Source organism: Phyllobacterium sp. CCNWLW109 (assembly GCF_037203905.1).
Classification (GTDB): Bacteria; Pseudomonadota; Alphaproteobacteria; order Rhizobiales; family Rhizobiaceae; genus Phyllobacterium; species Phyllobacterium ifriqiyense.
Window position 1 is genome coordinate 508,517 of sequence record NZ_JBBCBK010000002.1, and the last position, 19,805, is coordinate 528,321.

Below are 19,805 nucleotides of genomic sequence, written 5' to 3' on the forward strand. Positions count from 1 at the left end.
TAGACCTCAATGAAGCGTTAGCGGCATGGGAGGCTGCAATGGTAAAATGGGTTTATACTTTTGGGGATGGCAAGGCAGAAGGTTCGGCGGGAGATCGCAATCTTCTCGGAGGAAAAGGCGCAAATCTTGCCGAAATGTGTTCGCTAGGCTTGCCGGTTCCCCCCGGATTTACAATCACTTCGGAAGTTTGCAGCTGGTTCTATGAGCATGAGCGCAGCTATCCGGACACGCTTGCCAAGGAAGTCGGACAGGCGCTGGAGCATATTGCCAGTGTAACCGGTCGTACCATTGGGGACAGCAAGAAGCCGCTTCTGGTTTCAGTGCGTTCCGGCTCACGCGCCTCCATGCCTGGAATGATGGATACGGTCCTTAATCTCGGGCTCAATGACGAAACCGTGGAAGCAATTGCCCAGGAAACAGGCGACCCAAGGTTTGCCTATGACAGCTATCGCCGCTTTATTCAGATGTATTCTGATGTTGTCATGGGGCTGGATCATTCAGTTTTTGAAGAGATACTCGAGGATGCCAAGGCCAATTTAGGCCACGATGTCGACACTGCGCTGACTGCCGACGATTGGAAAAATGTCGTTGCGCAGTACAAGGCCAAGATCGAGGAAGAACTGGAAGAGCCTTTTCCTCAAGACCCTGAACAGCAGCTTTGGGGCGCTATTGGCGCGGTTTTTTCAAGCTGGATGAATGCGCGGGCCGTCACCTACCGGCGTTTGCATAACATACCTGAAAGCTGGGGTACGGCTGTCAGCGTCCAAGCCATGGTATTTGGCAATATGGGCGATAAATCCGCTACTGGCGTAGCCTTCACGCGCAATCCGTCTACGGGCGAAAAGAAGCTCTACGGCGAATTCCTGGTTAATGCACAGGGCGAAGATGTCGTGGCAGGTATCCGCACCCCGCAAAATATTACCGAGGAAGCACGCATCGCTGCGGGTTCTGACAAACCTTCTCTGGAAAAGATCATGCCGGCAGCATTTGCCGAATTCTGCGCTGTTTCGGACAAGCTTGAGAAACACTACACCGACATGCAAGACCTTGAATTTACTATTGAAAATGGTAAATTGTGGATGTTGCAGACCCGATCCGGCAAGCGCACCGCCAAGGCTGCGCTGAAGATTGCAGTTGAGATGGCGGATGAGGGTTTGATATCCCGCGACGAGGCTGTGTTGCGCATTGAGCCTGCATCTCTTGATCAATTGCTGCACCCGACAATCGACCCGAAGGCTAAGCGCGAAGTTATCGGGACTGGCCTGCCGGCATCGCCTGGCGCGGCTACTGGTGAGATTGTCTTCTCGTCGGAAGATGCGGAACAATTGAAGTCAGAGGGCCGCAAGGCCATTCTGGTCCGTATTGAAACCAGCCCTGAAGACATTCACGGCATGCATGCTGCAGAAGCAATTCTGACCACACGCGGCGGCATGACAAGTCATGCTGCCGTGGTGGCGCGCGGCATGGGGAAACCCTGCGTTTCAGGCGCTGGGGCGCTTCGTGTTGACTATCGAAACGAGACACTGCTCGCTATGGGCGTTACCCTCAAAAAGGGCGATATCATTACGATTGACGGGGGAATCGGTCAGGTTTTGAAGGGCGCTGTGCCAATGCTTCAACCTGAATTGTCGGGCGATTTTGGCAAGATCATGGAATGGGCAGATGGTGCTCGCCGCATGAAAGTGCGCGCCAATGCCGAAACTCCCAATGATGCCCGTACGGCGCGTTCCTTTGGCGCCGAGGGGATCGGCCTATGCCGAACGGAGCATATGTTCTTTGAAGGCGAGCGCATTATTGCCATGCGCGAAATGATTTTGGCAGAAAGCGAGAAGGGCCGACGCGCTGCTCTGGATAAGCTGCTGCCAATGCAACGCGCTGACTTCATTGAGTTATTTGAAATTATGCACGGCCTGCCCGTAACGATTCGCCTGCTTGATCCACCACTTCACGAGTTCCTGCCGAAGACAGACGAGGAAATCGCCGAAGTCGCGGCAGCGATGAAGATCAGCTCCGACAAATTACGGGAGCGAACAGAATCCTTACATGAATTCAATCCCATGCTGGGACATCGCGGTTGCCGTTTGGCAATTTCCTATCCAGAGATTGCCGAAATGCAGTCGCGCGCCATATTCGAAGCGGCGGTGGAAGCTGCGAAATTGACTGGCGCACCGGTCGAGCTGGAAATCATGGTGCCGCTCGTCGGTCTTCGAGCTGAATTGGATTTTGTGAAAGCGCGGATTGATGCGGTTGCGGCGGATGTGATGAAGGAGACTGAAATCAAGATCAGTTACCTTGTGGGCACGATGATCGAACTGCCACGAGCCGCGATCCGTGCCAATTCAATTGCGGAGGCTGCCGAGTTTTTCTCGTTTGGAACCAATGACTTGACCCAGACGACGTTCGGAATATCCCGCGATGATGCATCTTCGTTCCTGATGACCTACCAGCTCAAGGGTATCATTGAGCAGGACCCATTTGTGTCGATTGACGTGGATGGCGTAGGCGAACTGGTGAAGCTGGCCGCGGAAAAAGGCAGGGCAACCCGGCCAAACATAAAACTTGGAATTTGCGGGGAGCACGGCGGCGATCCGGCATCGATCCATTTTTGCGATCAGGTAGGACTGGACTATGTTTCCTGTTCACCGTTCCGGGTGCCGATTGCCCGGCTTGCCGCGGCGCAGGCATCAGCAAAAACCAAAGGAAAATAAAGGCTTATTGCCATAATTCCGCTTAGTTCCAAGTGCTGTTCGCCGCAGGTTCTCTCGTCTTGCGGCAATATATAATGCGTTTCACCACTACAGTTCTAGTCACATGTTCCATCGCGCTCGCAGTAACTGCTGCCAATGCGGGGAACCATCCGCATTTTGTCGAGCCACAACTTTACATTGCAAAGGGCGGAGCTGCGGCGCCGCAGGTCGCGCTCACTCTTGACGCCTGTTCAGGCCAGACTGATCAGAGAATTCTCAGCTTTTTGGTGGAGAACAAGATCGCTGCAACGATTTTCGTTACTGGCCGATGGTTGAAGCGCAATGCTGCTTCGGTGGCAATCATGAAGGCGCATCCAGAACTTTTTGAATTGGAAAATCATGGGCTTAACCATGTTCCGGCCATCGATAACCAGCCTTTGATGTTTGGATTGAAGACCGCCGGATCATTGCCCGCGATACGATCTGAGATTGAAGGTGGTGTAAATGCGATGCAGATCGCCACCGCCGGAAAGCCTGTCTGGTACCGCGACGCGACTGCTCGCTATAGCGACGATGCAGTGAAACTCATTCATGAAATGGGGTACCGGGTTGCAGGATATTCGCTCAATGCCGACATGGGGGCATCCTTGCTTGCGGGCCAAGTGGAGCAGCGGATTTCCGCCGCAAAAGACGGCGATGTCATCATCGCCCATATCAATCAGCCGAGTCGGGCGGCAGGGGCCGGGGTGGTAAAAGGCATATTGGCACTGAAGCAAAAAGGCTTCCGTTTCGTTCGGCTGAACGATGTGATTGAAAGTGAGAAGCCAGGCACTCCAAATGCTTGATTGCAACTTAACGCAATCAAATTGCAATTCGAAGTAGAGAATTTTGGGGAAGAATCGGCGATTCTTCGGCAAGTTTCATCAATTTTGCGGTGATCCGGTTCCTGAATCCGTTCTCCATCAGAATTTTTGCCCGTTTCATCACAATATCGGAGTTACTCCTCCAAACTTCACGATGCGTGCTCTCCTTCATCAGGATGTCATGAAACCATAAAATCACGGACACAAAGAGCACCTAAGCGTTGCTGGACACTTTTACTTCAAACTTGATGGTGATGCTCCATGCGCTCAATTTCCGCTGCTCTGTTTCTTACCACCGCCATGATGGCATTGCCGGCCTTGGCGGCTGAACAGGAGTTTCCCGCCAAACTCGTTTCCCATGCGATCCTTCCTGCCAACACAATGGTGAAGGCACCGGAAAACGCGCTGGAACATCTGACTCATGCAGGCAAGTTTACAACCGCTGATCGCAAGCGCGCTGTGGAACTCGGAACAGTGCCGGGCAAGGATGGGGTAAGGCTGACCGGCTTGTCATTACCCTTTGATGGACAACCTTTGCAGGGCTTCTCCGGCATCAAGGCGATTGGCGATGGAACATATTGGTCATTGTCGGATAATGGCTTTGGAACGAAGCTGAATTCGGTCGATGCAATGTTGATGCTGCACCATCTGGCGTTTGATTGGGACAAGGGAACAGTCGAGCGCAAGCAGACGATTTTCCTGACTGACCCAGACAAGAAAGTGCCTTTCCCCATTGTCATGGAGGCCAGCGACACACGCTACCTGACGGGCAGCGATCTCGATATTGAATCCATCCAGCCGGTTGCCGATGGTTTCTGGCTGGGCGAAGAGTTCGGCCCATATTTGATCAAGGTAACAATGGATGGCAAGGTTACGGATGTCGTCGCGACCAAGGTTGGCGACAAGGATGTTCGCTCGCCGGATAATCCTGCAATCACGTTACCAGCCAATCCGACGCTCAAAAATCCGGCCTTTAATCTGAAACGTTCCGGCGGTTATGAAGGCTTGGCGCAATCAAAAGACGGCACCAAATTATATGCACTGCTTGAAGGTCCGCTTTTCGGGGACGACGGCGCTGTTGAGAAGGTTGATGACCAGCCCGCATTACGGGTAATTGAATTCGATATTGCGTCCAAAAACTGGACGGGTCGCAGCTGGCTTTATCCCCTTTCCGCAGGTGGCGAGGCCATTGGCGATTTCAACATGATCGATGCGACAACGGCGCTGGTAATCGAGCGTGACAATGGCGCGGGAACTGCCGCGAAGGCTTGCGCTGACCCCAAGGCGCCAACGCCCGATTGCTTTGACAAACCATCCAAGCACAAGCGCATCTACAAGATCGAAATGACTGACGCGAATGTGGATAAGGCGGTGCGCAAGATCGGATATATCGATTTGCTAAAAATCGCTGATCCCGACAACAAGAAACGTCAAGGCGGCGGCGAAGGCTTCTACGATATGCCTTTTGTCACCATTGAAAATGTCGATATTGTAGACGATAGCCACATCATCGTCGGCAATGACAATAATCTCCCATTCTCCGCAGGCCGCGCGGTCGACAAGGCGGATGACAATGAATTCGTCATTCTGGAAGTCGGCGACCTGCTGAAAGCGAAGTAATAGATATTGCTGCTGGGGGATTGGTCGCGAGATTTAAGCGATCAATCCTCCGGCGCAACGCTTTGCAAAGTCTACTCCGCTTTTTTGCTGATCAAAGCGCCCGCAGGCAAGATTTCCAGACTGCGCCGGTCCATTTGTGCCAGCACTTCGCCAAAACCAAAGCGGGCCTTCCATGCAAGAGCGCGTTCAGCCTGGCTGGAATCATATATGCGATCAATGGAGTTCGGAAGGCTCCAACCTCGCTGCTCGAATGCGTCGGCAAGATCTGGCGCGTGCAATCTGATCTGGGAAGCTGCGTCAATCGCCAATGCTTGACAGTCCTGCTTTGTAAAAGACGTTGCCGCCGAGATAATGTAGCGTTGAAAATTTGCTCCGCCATTTGTCAGCGCGGCCAAATGGGCATCAGCCACGTCGCGAATATCAATGCCGCGATGCAGCCTGTATGTAGCCATTACATCGCCCGGTTCCGGAAAGGAGCGGGACATGCGCAGAACCCTCACGGCCAACTCGCTAGAAGCCATGTCTTCCAGAAGGCACTCGGCCTCAAGTTTTGTCCGGTGATAAATGCTTTTTGGCACTGGCGGCGTAGTTTCGTCGATCCATGTGCAGGAACCGGGAAAAACGGCATATCCGTACAGGGCTGTTGTGCTGGTGAAGACCAGGCGTTTGACATCAGCTGCAATCGCCGCCTTCGCGACAAGACGGGTTCCCTCAACATTGATACGCTGAAATTCCTCGTCCGGTACCGTGCCGACATGGGGCGCATGCAAAGCTGCGGTATGAATAACGGCATCAGCGCCTTTGAAGGCTGAGCGAAGCAGCACTTCATTGGCGAAATCACCGACAACATGCGTCGTGGAAAAGGCCGATCGATCTATTCCAACGACCTCATGTTTTTCAGACAAGGCGCCAAAAACAGCGCGGCCTACACGCCCGGAACTCCCTGTAAGCACTATGCGCATGCACAACCTTTGACAAAGCCTGTTATAGCCTATTGAATTGCAGACTTTTACGCCGTTTGAAAGCCACGAATTTAGGTTGGTTCGTTCTGCTCTCACATGGGCAAAGCGGTGGTGCGTGGTTCGCCCTTCGGCAAGCTCAAGATAGCTCACCATGAGGAATGGAGTTAATTGCAGGGAGCGCGAAGTCTGCGAAGGCAAACCATCATGCAGCCTACCATTCTTCCTCATGGTGAGCTTGTCGAACCACGCATTAAAAACCGCTGAAAACCGCTATCACATCAAGCGGCGCGCAAACCGCCCGTTGAAACATAGGCTTCCGTGTCTGCCAAGGCGAGTTCGAAGCGGTTGAACAGCTCGTTCAGCTCGTCCTCCGTGATGATCATTGGCGGGCAGAATGCGATACTGTCGCCGACGGCGCGAAGCACTGCACCATGACCTTCCAGGAAGCGCGCCAGAGCGGGGCCGACCGCATGGGCGGGATTGAACGGGCGCTTTGTTGCTTTATCGGCCACAAGTTCTACCGCGCCCATCAGACCGCAATTACGCACTTCCCCAACCAAGGGGTGATCTTTCACCTTGGCAAGGCGTGCTTCAAAAAGCGGGGTGAGGCCGCGCACATAATCCACAATATTGCGGCGCTGATAAATCTCGATTGCCTTGACGCCAAGGGCGCAGCCAACCGGATGCCCGCCATAGGTGAAGCCATGGCCAAATGTACCGATTTGAGCGCTATGATCCACATAGGCCTGATAGATGTCTTCGGGCACCAGCACTGCACCAAGCGGTGAATAGGCAGCGGTCAACTGCTTGGCTGCTGAAATGGTTGTCGGCGTCATGCCAACGCTCTGGCTGCCCCACCAGTTTCCGGTGCGGCCGAAGCCGTTTATAACCTCATCTGCGATGATCATGATATCGTGTTCGCGCAGAATCGGCTCAATGGCGCTGAAATAGCTGGCAGGCGGCACGAGCACCCCGCCAGCGCCCATGACAGGCTCGGCGATGAAAGCAGCGATGGTTTCCGGACCTTCACGCTCGATCATATCGCGCAGCGATGTGGCCAGACGCGCAACGAACTCCGCCTCGCTTTCGCCTTCCTGGCCAAAGCGATAATAATGCGGGCAATCCGTATGCAAAATGCCTTCGACCGGCAAATCCCAACCCATGTGATTATAAGGCAGGCCGGTCAGCGATGCAGCCATGATGGTCACGCCATGATAGGCTTTGACGCGGGAAATGATTTTCTTCTTTTTCGGGCGGCCAAGGGCATTGTTGTAATACCAGGCAAGCTTGACCTGCGTGTCATTCGCTTCTGAACCCGACGAGGTATAAAAAACCTTTGAAATCGGTACAGGCGCTATTTCCTTGAGCTTTTCAGCAAGCTCGATCGCCGGTTCCATACCCTTGCCGCCAAAGAGGTGGTAATAGGGCAGGGTGCGCATCTGTTCCGTCGCAGCCTCGATCATCTCTTCGTCGCCAAAGCCAAGACCCGCGCACCACAGGCCGGACATGCCCTCAATATATTCCTTGCCTTGCGTGTCGTAGAGATAAACGCCCTTGCCATGCCCCATCACCAAGGGGCCGTTTTCCTGTAATTTGTGCAAGGGGGTATAGGGATGGAGGATCGCATTGACATCGCGCTGCTGAACATTGGTAAGGGGGCGGCTGTTCGCCATTTTGTTACTCCGGTTATTGCAAGTTTTTCCCAACACTAACCAGACTGGCTGGAAAGGCAAAGGGTCGCTCCGGAAGATTCAGAAATGAAAGAGATTATAACAGCGGCAAATCACCACCGACATTTATATCGGATTTGTCCGCTGTAACGGCGAAAGTGGTGCCATCATTGCCAAGCGTGACAAAGACAGTCTGCTCAGCTGATCCATCTGAAACGGAGATTGCCGCCACGCGCTGATAATCGCTGTTTTCGGGCGCCCTGATATTGAAGATCAGCTTTCCATCAACCAAATCCACGGCCTTTTGTAATGCGCCTTCAAAACCATCGGCAACGATATCCTGCGCGCCAAGCGCCAATTCAACTTCTACAACTTCAAGCGAAACCGCTTTGCCAGCTTCAGGCATCATGTCCGGCCTCGTCATGTTATCTTCTGTCAGCGGTGTGTCTCCGCGCTCTGTTTCTGCCAAATCACTTGATTCGATGATGGCAGGAGTGTGCCATCTGATACACTCATAAAATGTAAACGGCTTAAATCAGTCGAGTTTCTTGCCCGTAAATCTGTAGCGGAACTGTCATCAGAATTTTATACAGGCCGTTTAGACGACGATTCATATTACAACGCATAATTTGATTTATTTGTTTCAGGAGTGAGCTTTGAAATATCGTTTTTGTCTATTATTGCTTCTCGTGCTGGTTGCTGCGTGCAACGACTCCGGGTCAAAGTCCGACACATCGGCATCAACTTTCAGTAGAGAAATCAATGAGCTGAAAGCAAAGAACGAAAATCTCGAGAATGATAAAGCTGTATTGGCAAAGCAAGCTGACGACCTTGAACAAGCGCGTGCGAGCACCGCAGTCGAGATAAATGCGCTCAAGAGCAAGCTGAAAAAGCTGACAGATGAGTTGGCGAACTATGGAAATCTTGAGAGTGACAAGGCTGCCTTGGCCAAGCAAGTCAGCGATCTTGAAAAAACGCGTGCTGATCTTGAAAAGGCGCGTGACGGCAATGCCAGCGACATGAAGACTCTCAAGAGCAAGCTGAAAGAGCTGTCGGACGAGCTGGTGAAGCCGGGTGAAGACAGCCCGGACCTTCTAAAGCAAGTGAAAGAGGTCAAAGCATCGCTGGTCAGTCTGGAAAGCAAGAAAACAGAACTTGATGGCTTGTTGGGTGAGGTAGCGTTGGAGCTTGCAAAGGTCAAGGACACGGCTGAAGCGGATAAGGCTGCCTTGGCGAAACAAGTCAGCGATCTTGAAAAAGCGCGTGCTGATCTTGAAAAGGCGCATGACGGCAATGTTACCGAGATGAAGGCTCACAAGAGCAAGCTGAAAGAGCTGTCGGACGAGCTGGCGAAGCCCGGTGAAGACAGTCCGGACCTTCTAAAGCAGGTGAAAGAGATCAAAGCATCGCTGGTTAGTCTGGAAAGCAAAAGAGCAGAACTTGATGGTTTATTGGGTGAAACAGCATTGGAGCTTGCAAAGGTCAAGGACAAGGCTGCTGCAGACAAAGCTTCGCTTTTAACAGCAGTGTCAGTGCTTAAACTTGAAAACGACTACATGAGAGAAGACCTTTGCGAATAATCCACGAGGTGGGACTGCTTGCGCGATGATTTGAAGGCGCAACGGTTAGAATTTTATTTTTGATTTCAGGATAGAATAATGGATAGACGCGATTTTATTAAAATGCTTGGTTTGGCTGGTTCAAGTGCAGCAGCCTATTCGGCATGCTCGGCCTATATGAGCGAGGCCTTGGCCGGTTCGACCGTGGTCGCAGATTTGCTTAATGCAGTTCCGGACTGTGCAAAGGGCTCGCTGGCCGATATTGAGCATGTGGTTATCCTGATGCAGGAAAACCGCTCTTTTGATCATTATTTTGGGACATTGCGCGGAGTTCGCGGGTTTGGCGATCCGCGGCCAATGAAACAAAAAAATGGTGAGCCAATCTGGCATCAATCTCAAAAAACCGAGTCTGCGCCCAAGGTGAAGCCCTATCGCTTGCCACAAGGCACAAGTGCTGACACAGACGCGGGAGACGTTTTCTTGCAGGATCCACCGCATGGTTTCAATGATGGTATTGCTGCCTGGAACTTTGGCCTTAGCGATAAATGGATTCCCAATAAAAGAATCGTCAGCATGGCGCATTATGTCGAGCCGGATATTCCACTTTATTTCCGGCTCGCAAAAGCATTCACAGTTTGCGATGCCTATTTTTGCTCCGTTAACAGCTCAACGGATCCCAACCGCTCATATTTCTGGACAGGAACAAGTCATAGCAAAGCCACTAATAGTTCTTTCAGCGGGCTTAGAGTTTCCGATGATTCTCCCCTGCGACCAAGTTGGAAAACCTATCCCGAGCGGCTTGAAGAGCTTCAGGTAGATTGGAAATTCTATCAGGACGGGCTGACCTGGACCCGTGATCCGTTTGCAGGCAATTATGGTGACAACACGCTTGAGTACTTCAGGCAGTACCGGGGCACAAACAAGTCGTTGGAAGAGCGGTCTGTCATCAACATCAAGAGTCAAACAGTCAATTCAGTGCTGCGGAGCGAGGCGGATAAGCCATCCCGTTTCGAGCAGGACGTCATCGATGACAAGCTGCCTGCAATTTCGTGGATCGTGCCGCCGGAAGCCTTCAGTGAACATCCAAAATACCCCCCGCACTTTGGTGAATACTATTTGAGTGAAGTTTTGCGCGCGCTGCTGGCGAATAAGGCAGTCTGGCACAAGACAGCGCTGATTATAAATTACGATGAAAATGGCGGGTTTTTCGACCATGTACTGCCTCCAGCGCCACCGATGAATAGTAGTGCCGGTGTGGTTTCTCCCGGTATAAAATTAACCACTACCGGCGAGCAGGGCGATCTGAATTCGGAAGGCTCCAATGGCAAGCCTATGGGCCTGGGACCACGCGTTCCAATGATTATCGTATCGCCATGGACTTCGGGTGGCCGCGTCTGTTCCGAGACGTTTGATCACACATCGGTCCTTCAGTTTTTGGAAGCATGGCTTAAGGCGAAAGGTGTCCAGGCTCCGACAGACTTCGACATGATCTCTTCGTGGCGAAAGGCCATTACCGGTGATCTGACCAGCGTGTTTGATTTTGATCGCACCAAAGTCAAGCCCATGGAAAAACTGATAAATGCGATTCAGCCGACCAAAATCTATACGAAAGAGGAACGAGAAATCGCACAAGGCACAAGTGCATACATACCGTCGATAAAGGACGTGCTGGCTGATCCCGATGCAACCAGACCCGTTTCGGTAAAGCAGGATAAGACACAATGTGATCTCTTGCCTGTCGGCTACGATTTTCAGACTTTATGCAGCTTTACCAACAACTCGCCGCCGAAACTGAAAATCACATTCAGGAACCGTGGCCGGCTGGGCGCATCATTCACCATTCTTTCCTATGACCGGAGTGATGGCGGCTGGTTTGACACTGTCGAAGGAATCAAACTAGGCGATGCACCGATCGATATTTCCGACGTCTGGAATATGAATATTAGTAAAGAAAGTGGGTGGTCGAACAACCAGTATTCCTATGCAGTCCATGGTCCTAACGGCTATCTGGCCGAGTTCCGTGGTGAATTGGGCAGTGTCAGCGACAATCAGATTGCTCACCTTGTCGATGTCAAAACTTCTTTGGACGGCCGGACAATCGAGTTTATTTTCGGTGAATGGCCAACGGCAAGCGGAAAGCTGAAAGTGGTCAACGCCTATACCGGCGAAGAAAAAACAGTCGAAACTGGTACGAAAACTGTTTCATTCTCCACCAAGGATGGTTGGTATGACATATCCTTTGTCGATGCCTTGAGTTCCTCAATCTATCTGCGGCGCTATGCGGGTCATGCTGAGAACGGCAAGATCAGCAAGACCGATCCCGCAATCGGCTTAGCATATGATGAGACGAAGCGAATTTATGTTCCCGTAATCGCTTGATTTGATTATGGTCGGACTTTCACCACCAAAGGAGGTGGAAGTCCGGCTTCATATGCTTGTGTCCATACACAAATGCGATTAGCTGTTTTCCTGTCATTGATGGAATTTCAGGGAATCATGCGACCGCAACACTCAAGCCAATGGCGTCGCCGCCATTCGATTTCAGCAAAATGGTCCGTTCGCATTGCGTTTTTGAGCCTCATACTTTTTGTCGTTTCGGGCCTCGGCCACCGCTTTGAGCAAATCGAGACACCCGAATTTCTCTGGCTTCTAGCTATTGTAGCAGGGCTGGCATGCCTGGCATTGCTGCTGGCACTCAAGGGTTTCACCAGCCTGTGGCGGCGCGGCGATATTGGCTTCACCCGGTCATTCTGGGGCACATTGATCGCGCTGCTGGTGCTGATACCCTTCATGACAACGATTTATCAAGTCATGGTTCTACCGGCAATTTATGATGTTTCGACCGATTTAACCGATCCACCCGCTTTGTTGGAAACGGGCCGCCGTTCAGTCAATATGAATCCCGTCATCAATGATCCGGATAGTCGCGGGCTGCAGGCGAAGGCCTATCCTGAAGTCACGGGACGCCGCTATGAGGGTTCGCCCGACAGGATTCTCACGGCGGTCAAAACGGTTATCGCCAACAATGGCTGGGTAATTATCAGCCAAAAAGGCGAGCCCGGTGAGACTGAGGAGATTCTGGTTGATGTCGTGGCAAGGACCTGGCTTTTGGGCTTTACCAGCGATGTAGTGATCCGCCTTAGCGATGAAGGTGAAACGACCTATGTCGATATGCGCTCCGTTTCGCGTTATGGAACCCATGATCTTGGTGAAAATGCTGACCGGATTGCGGCTTTCATGACGGCTCTCGATATGGAAGTGCAGGGTGTGCAGCCCGAGGAAGAAACGACAGAAGTCCCGCCCGCCGACGCTTCCTAAAAGTAATTCCAGCAAAAGTGTGCAGCGGTTTTGCGTCCGGAATTGCGTAAAGGCAAAGGCTTGGTGCGCCGTTTTGATTCGACCAAAACGCAAAGGCTCTAGGCCCAGTAAACACCGTCGATCGCGGGATTGCCTTCGGTTTGCACAAGACCACGCGTAACCATGTCTTCCAGATGGGCCAGTACCGATAGGGCTGCAGCGCCATGCAGGCGCGGATCCGTGTCGCGGTAGATTGCCTTTACCATGGCGGCAATCGTACGGTCTCCGGCGCGAACCCTTTCCAGAATGGCACGTTCCCGCATTTTACGATGGCCGCGCAGACCACGCACGAAAGCCTTAGGTTTTGTGACCGCCCCACCATGGCCGGGCAGATAGACACGCGAATCCAGTTCCAGCATCACATCAAGCGACGCCATATAATCGGACATGGAACCGTCCGGCGGTGCGACAATGGAGGTGGACCACGCCATGATGTGGTCGGCCGAGAACAGTATTCCGGTGTCTTCCAGTGCGAAAACCGCGTGATTGGCCGTATGGCCCGGCGTATGGATTGTGCGCAAAGCCCAGCCGTCGCCATTGATGACCGTATCATTTGCCGCAATAATATCCGGGACGAATTCCGTATCCGCGCTGGCATCGAGCAGATTGACTTCACCAATATGCAGTGGGCGGGCTGCACGATGCGGACCTTCCGCCACAAGCACAGCGCCAAGCTCGTCTTTCAGAACCGAGGCGAGCGGGGAATGATCGCGGTGCGTATGGCTGACAAAAATGTGGCTGACAGGGCGGCCGGCAATAGCACGCAGCAAAGTTGCCTTGTGGGCATCATCAAGCGGACCTGGGTCAATCAGCGCCAGCGTATCCTTGCCGATCAGATAGGAATTGGTGCCGTAAAAGGTGAAGGGGCTCGGATTGTTCACCGTGATTCGCTGAATCTGCGGGGCAACATCCACGGCCTCGCCATAATGCGGCGCGAATTTAATATCGAAACTCAGGGACATTGATGTGGGCTGACCTTTATGCGCCTATTGCAGTGCGGGATGAAGCTTAATATACCTCTTCAAGAAGTGGCGAAAGCCAATATGGAGGATAGACCATGATCACTGCAAAAACCCGCTCTCTCGCCGAAACGTTCCAGCCGGAAGGCCAATTGGCCAAAGCCGTGTGGTTTGTCACGCTTGCTCTCGTTGGCTCGGCCCTGATGGCGCTTTCAGCCAAGACGAAAGTGGACATGGTCTTCGTCAACGTGACGATGCAGACATTTGCCGTGTTTGCGATCTCCGCCGCCTATGGCTCGCGTCTCGCCGTGGCAACCATGGCGCTTTATTTGCTTGAAGGCGCTCTCGGCATGCCCGTATTCACCGGAACACCGGAAAAGGGCATTGGTCTTGCCTATATGGTTGGACCGACAGGCGGTTATCTCTTGTCTTACCTCGCAGCTGCATGGATTGTCGGACGCGCAGCCGATAAGGGCTTTGCCCGCAACGCGATTTCCATCGGCCTGTCGATGCTCGTTGCCGAAGTCATTATTCTCACCATGGGCTTCCTATGGATGGCATATTTGTTCGGTTTCGAGAAGGCTTTCGCTTATGGCGTTGGCGTATTCATCATCGGCGATGTTCTGAAGCTGGCGCTGGCAGCATTCGGAGTTCCTGCCCTCGGATCATTGCTCAAGCGTCGTTGATCTCACTTGGTTGATTATCCGCGCAATCTGATCGGCTATGGCCGTAACACGCCCGACCCGAAATGGCCGGGCGGGGCCAAGCTGGCCGTGCAATTTGTGGTGAATTACGAGGAGGGCGGCGAAAGCTGCATCCTCGATCAGGACCCCGCATCCGAAAACCTTCTGTCTGAGATCGTTGGCGCGCAATCATGGCCGGGCCAGCGCAATCTCAATATGGAATCCATCTACGAATATGGATCGCGCGCTGGTTTCTGGCGGCTATGGCGATTGTTCACGCGCCGCAACATGCCAGTCACGGTCTATGGCGTGACGCTCGCCATGGCGCGCAATCCAGACGCCGTTGCCGCAATGAAAGAGGCTGACTGGGAAATAGCCAGCCACGGCCTGCGCTGGCTGGAATACAAGGATTTTCCGGAGGAACGCGAGCGCGAGCACATTTTGGAAGCTGTGCGCCTGCATACCGAAATTACGGGCTCGCGGCCGCTGGGGATTTATCAAGGCAAGCCGTCGGACAATACGCTGAAGATCGTTATGGAAGAGGGCGGCTTTGTCTATTCCGCCGATAGCTATGCGGACGAGCTGCCCTATTGGGTGGAAGGTCCGAAAGGCCCCCATCTCATTGTTCCCTATACGCTTGACGCCAATGATATGCGTTTTGCCACGCCGCAAGGTTTCAACTCCGGTGACCAGTTCTATTCTTATCTGAAGGACACGTTTGATGTTCTTTATAAAGAGGGACAGGAAGGAGCGGCCAAGATGATGTCCGTCGGCCTGCATTGCCGTCTGGTTGGACGTCCGGGACGCGCTGCCGCATTGGAGCGCTTTCTCGATTATGTTCAGCAACACAGCGATGTCTGGGTGGCGCGCCGCATCGATATTGCAAGGCACTGGCATGAACATCATCACCCTTGATGTTCAGCCGCTGACCAAGGCAGCATTTGGGCCATTCGGCGATGTGATTGAAGTGGCGGGCGCGGAGCTGCGCCTGATCAATGGTGGTACGACTGAACGTTATCATGACCTTGCCAAGGTTGACGTGGCCGGTGATCAGCCGCGCGTCCTGATCAATATTTTTCGCGGACAGGCTTTTACCCCTCCCATCGATATCCATATGCTGGAGCGGCATCCACTCGGCAGCCAGGCATTCTATCCATTGCAGAACAGGCCGTTTTTAGTCGTCGTGGGCGAAGATGCGGGCGGCAAACCCGCAAATCCGGTAGCATTTTTGGTGCAGGGCAACCAGGGCGTGAACTACCACCGCAATGTCTGGCACCATCCGCTGATATCGCTGGAGCAGAGCTCGGATTTCATGGTGGTGGATCGCGGCGGCCAAGGCGATAATCTCGAAGAATATTTTTGGCCGGATCGTATTTTTCGGATTGAAGCGGTTTAGCACCTGCGCACCTCATAATGCGTGGCTCGTTCTTCGAAAGGCTCAGCATAGCTCACCATGAGCGAGGTGACTGATTGCTCCTGCGCTGTGCGTGGTTCGACAAGCTCACCATGAGGGAGGTGGTTGATTGCAAGGAGCTAAATCCTGCCGCTCCGAGTTTATCTCGCAGCCCCAACCTTCCTCATGGTGAGCTTGTCGAACCACGCACTCTGTTATTGCAGCTAAATCATCCACCCGGTTCTGCTCACGCCCTCTTGACGCGATCACATTGGCGGATGAAGCTGATATCATGTCAAATTCCGTTCGTTTTTTTCTAAATGGTCAAATTCGTGAAGCCAATGTGCGGCCCGATACTACGGTGCTGGATTGGCTGCGCAATGAGCCGCGGCTGACCGGCACAAAGGAAGGCTGTGCAGAGGGTGATTGCGGTGCCTGTTCGGTGCTGATCGGTCATGTTGACGGCGATCAGGTGAAATATCACGCGGCCAATAGCTGCATCCTTGCCATGGGCCAGATCGATGGGCGCGCGCTGGTTACGGTGGAAGGGCTGAAAACCGGCGAGCTACACCCGATACAGGCGGCAATGGCGGAAAACGGTTCGTCGCAATGCGGTTTTTGTACTCCCGGAATTGTCATGTCCTTAGCCGGGCTTGCGGCGTCTAATCCGCAGGCCGACGACGAGGCCATTCATGATGCGCTGGCAGGCAATCTTTGCCGGTGTACCGGCTATCGGCCAATTGTCGAGGCGGCGCGCAAGGTGGTTGCTGCCGGAGGAGCGGCGATTGCCGGGCCGCATGTGGCTGCCTTTGCCGAGATCGAACCGCAATCAATGCTATCGGATGGCGGGGCGGTTTTTCATCAACCGGCATCCCTGAACGAACTTTTGGCACTGCGAAGCGAGAAGCCCGAAGCAATTCTGCTTGGGGGCGGCACTGATCTTGGTGTTGCGCTAGCGGATTATCATACGGACTGGAATGAGGTGATAGCGCTCGCATCGGTGCGCGAACTTCGCCAGATTCGCGAGACGGACAATCATTTGAGCTTTGGCGCGGCGGTAACCTGGGAAGAGGTACTGGCGCGGGTAAGCGCGCATTACCCCTCATTAGCCACGCTTATTCGCCGGTTCGGGTCAACGCAAATAAGGTCCATGGGTACCATTGGCGGCAATATTGGCACGGCCAGCCCCATTGGCGATGGACCTCCGGCCTTGATTGCGCTTGGGGCAGAGATTGAACTGGCATCGCTGAGCGGACATAGATTCCTTTCGCTTGAGGATTTCTTTCTCGATTACCGCAAAACAGAATTGCGACCCAATGAGGTAATTGCTTCGATCTCCATACCCAAGCCTAAAGAGGGCCAAGCATTTCGAGTCTACAAAATATCCAAACGCTACGATCAGGATATTTCGACAGTCTGCGGAGCTTTTTCAGTTTTCCGAGAAGAGGGGCAGGTCCGCAGCGCCCGTATCGCCTTTGGTGGCATGGCGGCAACACCCGTGCGGGCAATAGAGGCAGAGCGAGCGCTGGTCGGAACCGCGCTTGACAGGCGCGCGGCAGAGAGCTGCGCTGCTGCCATTACGGCGCTGTTCAAGCCATTGAGCGACTGGCGCGGCAGCTCGGAATATCGATTGCAGGTGGCAGCAAATCTTGTAGAGCGCTTCCGGCGCGATGTGGCAGGTGAAACAGTTGAGGTCATGGCGCTATGAACATTGACCCTAAAATTGTCCAACGCAGCATTGTCGGCAAGGGTATCGCCCATGACAGCGCGGCGCGCCATGTGGCAGGTGAGGCCAATTACATTGACGATATGCCCGAACTGCCGGGAACGCTGCATGCAGCCTTTGTCTTGTCTCCAGTGGCGCATGGCAAGCTTAATGGTTTTGACGCAAGCGAAGCGCTGGCAATGCCCGGTGTTGCGGGTGTCTGGTCGGCGAAAGATGTGCCGGGCCATAATGAGGTCGGGCCGATCCATACCGGCGAGACATTGTTTGCCGAAGATATTGTCGACCATGAAGGCCGCGTGATCGCTGTTGTAGCGGCAAGCGATTTTGAAACCGCTTATCGTGCTGCCAAAAAGGTCAAGCTGGATATTGAGCCTTTGGAAGCCGTGCTTGATATTGAGGAAGCACATCGCCGCAAGAACTATGTGGTGCCGGTGCAGGAGGTCATTGACGGCGATGTCGATGCGGCGCTGGCAAGTGCGCCGCATGTCTTTTCCGGCAAACTTAAAATGGGCGGTCAGGATCATTTCTATCTGGAAACCCATATCGCCTATGCCATTCCGGGTGAAAACGGCGAAATGCTGGTGCATTCCTCGACACAGCATCCGACCGAAGTGCAACATCATGTGGCTGGTATCCTTGGTATTCACGCTAATGCCGTGGAATGCCAGGTGCGACGTATGGGGGGCGGCTTTGGCGGCAAGGAAAGCCAGCCGACAATTATCGCTGGCGCTGCGGCGCTGATCTCTGCCAAGACCGGCAAGCCATGCAAGATGCGGCTCAAACGCCGTGACGATATGGCCGGAACCGGCAAGCGCCATGATTTCGTTGTCAACTGGAAGGTGGGCGTGGATGGGCGCGGGCGCATCCTTGGACTTGATGCGGAATATCTTGCGCGGGCGGGCAATCTGCCGGACCTGACGGGGCCGGTCATTACGCGGGCGCTGACCCATACGGACAATTCCTACCACATTCCCAATGCGCGCTTTGCGGGACATGCCTGCAAAACCAATACGGTTTCCAATACAGCGTTTCGTGGTTTTGGCGGACCGCAAGGGATCATCACCATTGAGGCGGTGATCGACACGATTGCGCGCGAATTAAAGCTTGATCCGAATGCTGTGCGGGCGATCAATTATTATGGTGATGGGACAGGCGATACCACGCCTTACGGCCAGAAGGTTGAGGATAATCGGCTTGTCGAGGTGACAGAGGCAGTGCTTGCCTCGGCGGACTGGCAGCAGCGACGGGCCGAAATCGATGCGCATAATGCCGCCAATCCAATTATCCGGCGCGGGCTGGCAATGATGCCAGTCAAGTTCGGTATTTCATTCAATTTGACCTCGCTCAATCAGGCGGGCGCGCTGGTGCATGTTTATCTGGATGGTTCGATTTTCCTGAACCATGGTGGCACGGAAATGGGGCAGGGCCTGTTCGTCAAAGTGGCGCAAGTCGTGGCGGAAGTGTTTCAGGTTGATCTCGACATGGTGCGAATTTCCTCCACTGCGACGGGCAAGGTGCCAAACACCAGTGCAACCGCCGCGTCTACCGGTTCTGATCTCAATGGCATGGCAGCCTTCAAGGCGGCGACCGCGATCAAGGCCCGTCTGACCACTGTTGCTGCCGAACATTTCGACGTTGAGGAAGAGGTGATCATCTACCGCGAGGGCCGGGTTCACGCGGATAATAGATCCGTTTCCTTCGGCGAGTTGGCAAAAATGGCCTGGGCGAAACGGGTGCAGCTTTCGGAGGCGGGGCACTATGCGACGCCTAAAATCCACTGGGATGGCAAGACCATGAAGGGCAGGCCATTCTTTTATTTTAGCTATGGCGCGGCGGTGGCGGAGGTGGCGATTGACACGCTGACCGGCGAGACACGCTGCCTGCGCGCCGATATTTTGCAGGATGTGGGTTCGCCGCTCAATCCGGCAATTGATCTTGGCCAGATCGAAGGCGCCTTCGTGCAGGGCATGGGCTGGGTAACTTGCGAGGAGCTTTGGTGGGACAAGACGGGGCGATTGAGGACTGTTGGCCCATCAACCTACAAAATACCCGGCTCACGCGATGTGCCGCCCATTTTCAATGTCCGCATTCTTGATAATATGCCCAACCGCGAGGAAACAGTGTTCCGCTCAAAAGCCATTGGCGAGCCGCCTTTGATGCTTGGAATTTCCATCTGGCTGGCAATCCGCGATGCCATCGCTTCCATAGCCGGATCAGTGCCGCAACTGGATAGTCCCGCAACACCCGAAGCCGTATTGCGGGCGGTGAAACAAAGCTCCCCCTCCGGCTCTCGATAAGCAAAACCCGGCTTGATAGGCGTTTCCTA

14 protein-coding genes and 1 pseudogene are annotated in these 19,805 nt (G+C 53.6%); 11 read left to right on the top strand and 4 right to left on the bottom strand.

Annotated features, from left to right (window positions below; translation table 11 throughout):
• The first annotated feature begins 38 nt into the window (after positions 1–38).
• The 3 genes from ppdK to V9K92_RS07755 all read left to right on the top strand — a co-directional run bounded on the left by ppdK (position 39) and on the right by V9K92_RS07755 (position 5,170).
• A complete protein-coding gene (gene ppdK / locus V9K92_RS07745) occupies positions 39–2,708 on the top strand; it encodes a pyruvate, phosphate dikinase (RefSeq protein WP_307283387.1) in 2,670 nt (889 codons plus the stop codon).
• Positions 2,709–2,782: 74 nt separating this feature from the next.
• On the top strand, positions 2,783–3,532 hold the full coding sequence (locus tag V9K92_RS07750; RefSeq protein WP_337353704.1) for a polysaccharide deacetylase family protein: 750 nt from the start codon (positions 2,783–2,785) through the stop codon (positions 3,530–3,532).
• A 279-nt stretch (positions 3,533–3,811) separates the two neighbouring features.
• Entirely contained in the window at positions 3,812–5,170 is a 1,359-nt protein-coding gene (locus V9K92_RS07755; protein ID WP_337353705.1) for an esterase-like activity of phytase family protein, read from the top strand.
• Between the two features lie 71 nt (positions 5,171–5,241).
• On the opposite strand, the gene V9K92_RS07760 is transcribed toward V9K92_RS07755, so the two are convergent.
• The 3 genes from V9K92_RS07760 to V9K92_RS07770 all read right to left on the bottom strand — a co-directional run bounded on the left by V9K92_RS07760 (position 5,242) and on the right by V9K92_RS07770 (position 8,211).
• Positions 5,242–6,132, bottom strand: coding sequence for an NAD-dependent epimerase/dehydratase family protein (locus tag V9K92_RS07760; RefSeq protein ID WP_337353706.1), 891 nt, complete (start codon positions 6,130–6,132; stop codon positions 5,242–5,244).
• 278 nt (positions 6,133–6,410) lie between these two features.
• Positions 6,411–7,805 (bottom strand): aminotransferase, encoded by a 1,395-nt coding sequence (locus V9K92_RS07765; RefSeq protein ID WP_115052058.1) that lies wholly within the window; start codon positions 7,803–7,805, stop codon positions 6,411–6,413.
• A gap of 94 nt (positions 7,806–7,899) precedes the next feature.
• Positions 7,900–8,211 (bottom strand): hypothetical protein, encoded by a 312-nt coding sequence (locus V9K92_RS07770; RefSeq protein ID WP_162802433.1) that lies wholly within the window; start codon positions 8,209–8,211, stop codon positions 7,900–7,902.
• A 247-nt stretch (positions 8,212–8,458) separates the two neighbouring features.
• Here V9K92_RS07770 and V9K92_RS07775 point away from each other — a divergent pair, with 247 nt between their 5' ends.
• From V9K92_RS07775 to V9K92_RS07785, 3 genes are all read left to right on the top strand, one after another.
• Positions 8,459–9,382, top strand: coding sequence for a hypothetical protein (locus V9K92_RS07775; protein WP_337353707.1), 924 nt, complete (start codon positions 8,459–8,461; stop codon positions 9,380–9,382).
• A 78-nt stretch (positions 9,383–9,460) separates the two neighbouring features.
• On the top strand, positions 9,461–11,740 hold the full coding sequence (locus tag V9K92_RS07780) for a phosphocholine-specific phospholipase C (RefSeq protein WP_337353708.1): 2,280 nt from the start codon (positions 9,461–9,463) through the stop codon (positions 11,738–11,740).
• Positions 11,741–11,812: 72 nt separating this feature from the next.
• A complete protein-coding gene (locus V9K92_RS07785) occupies positions 11,813–12,679 on the top strand; it encodes a DUF1499 domain-containing protein (RefSeq protein WP_307283412.1) in 867 nt (288 codons plus the stop codon).
• Between the two features lie 98 nt (positions 12,680–12,777).
• On the opposite strand, the gene V9K92_RS07790 is transcribed toward V9K92_RS07785, so the two are convergent.
• Positions 12,778–13,680, bottom strand: coding sequence for an MBL fold metallo-hydrolase (locus V9K92_RS07790; RefSeq protein WP_115052050.1), 903 nt, complete (start codon positions 13,678–13,680; stop codon positions 12,778–12,780).
• Positions 13,681–13,775: 95 nt separating this feature from the next.
• On the opposite strand from V9K92_RS07790, the gene V9K92_RS07795 reads away from it, so the two are divergent.
• The 5 genes and pseudogenes from V9K92_RS07795 to xdhB all read left to right on the top strand — a co-directional run bounded on the left by V9K92_RS07795 (position 13,776) and on the right by xdhB (position 19,776).
• Positions 13,776–14,363, top strand: a complete 588-nt coding sequence (locus tag V9K92_RS07795; RefSeq protein ID WP_337353709.1) for a biotin transporter BioY — start codon at positions 13,776–13,778, stop codon at positions 14,361–14,363.
• Between the two features lie 6 nt (positions 14,364–14,369).
• Positions 14,370–15,272 (top strand): annotated as a pseudogene (puuE, locus tag V9K92_RS07800) (allantoinase PuuE); the annotation flags it as partial.
• A complete protein-coding gene (locus tag V9K92_RS07805) occupies positions 15,256–15,756 on the top strand; it encodes an ureidoglycolate lyase (protein ID WP_115052045.1) in 501 nt (166 codons plus the stop codon). The pseudogene puuE and the gene V9K92_RS07805, both read left to right, overlap by 17 nt.
• A gap of 289 nt (positions 15,757–16,045) precedes the next feature.
• Complete coding sequence (gene xdhA, locus V9K92_RS07810) at positions 16,046–17,461, top strand: xanthine dehydrogenase small subunit (RefSeq protein WP_337353710.1); 1,416 nt, start codon at positions 16,046–16,048, stop codon at positions 17,459–17,461.
• Entirely contained in the window at positions 17,458–19,776 is a 2,319-nt protein-coding gene (gene xdhB, locus V9K92_RS07815) for a xanthine dehydrogenase molybdopterin binding subunit (protein ID WP_337353711.1), read from the top strand. Before xdhA ends, xdhB begins: the two co-directional genes overlap by 4 nt.
• The last annotated feature ends 29 nt before the right edge of the window (positions 19,777–19,805 follow it).

What these genes read in the sequence shown, in the direction of transcription:
- ppdK (WP_307283387.1), top strand. Translation starts at nt 39, where the DNA reads ATGGTAAAATGGGTTTATACTTTTGGGGATGGCAAGGCAGAAGGTTCG.
- V9K92_RS07795 (WP_337353709.1), top strand. Translation starts at nt 13,776, where the DNA reads ATGATCACTGCAAAAACCCGCTCTCTCGCCGAAACGTTCCAGCCGGAA.
- V9K92_RS07790 (WP_115052050.1), bottom strand. Translation starts at nt 13,680, where the DNA reads ATGTCCCTGAGTTTCGATATTAAATTCGCGCCGCATTATGGCGAGGCC.
- V9K92_RS07755 (WP_337353705.1), top strand. Translation starts at nt 3,812, where the DNA reads ATGCGCTCAATTTCCGCTGCTCTGTTTCTTACCACCGCCATGATGGCA.
- xdhA (WP_337353710.1), top strand. Translation starts at nt 16,046, where the DNA reads ATGTCAAATTCCGTTCGTTTTTTTCTAAATGGTCAAATTCGTGAAGCC.
- xdhB (WP_337353711.1), top strand. Translation starts at nt 17,458, where the DNA reads ATGAACATTGACCCTAAAATTGTCCAACGCAGCATTGTCGGCAAGGGT.
- V9K92_RS07785 (WP_307283412.1), top strand. Translation starts at nt 11,813, where the DNA reads ATGCGATTAGCTGTTTTCCTGTCATTGATGGAATTTCAGGGAATCATG.
- V9K92_RS07805 (WP_115052045.1), top strand. Translation starts at nt 15,256, where the DNA reads ATGAACATCATCACCCTTGATGTTCAGCCGCTGACCAAGGCAGCATTT.
- V9K92_RS07750 (WP_337353704.1), top strand. Translation starts at nt 2,783, where the DNA reads ATGCGTTTCACCACTACAGTTCTAGTCACATGTTCCATCGCGCTCGCA.
- V9K92_RS07765 (WP_115052058.1), bottom strand. Translation starts at nt 7,805, where the DNA reads ATGGCGAACAGCCGCCCCCTTACCAATGTTCAGCAGCGCGATGTCAAT.
- V9K92_RS07770 (WP_162802433.1), bottom strand. Translation starts at nt 8,211, where the DNA reads ATGATGCCTGAAGCTGGCAAAGCGGTTTCGCTTGAAGTTGTAGAAGTT.
- V9K92_RS07760 (WP_337353706.1), bottom strand. Translation starts at nt 6,132, where the DNA reads ATGCGCATAGTGCTTACAGGGAGTTCCGGGCGTGTAGGCCGCGCTGTT.
- V9K92_RS07780 (WP_337353708.1), top strand. Translation starts at nt 9,461, where the DNA reads ATGGATAGACGCGATTTTATTAAAATGCTTGGTTTGGCTGGTTCAAGT.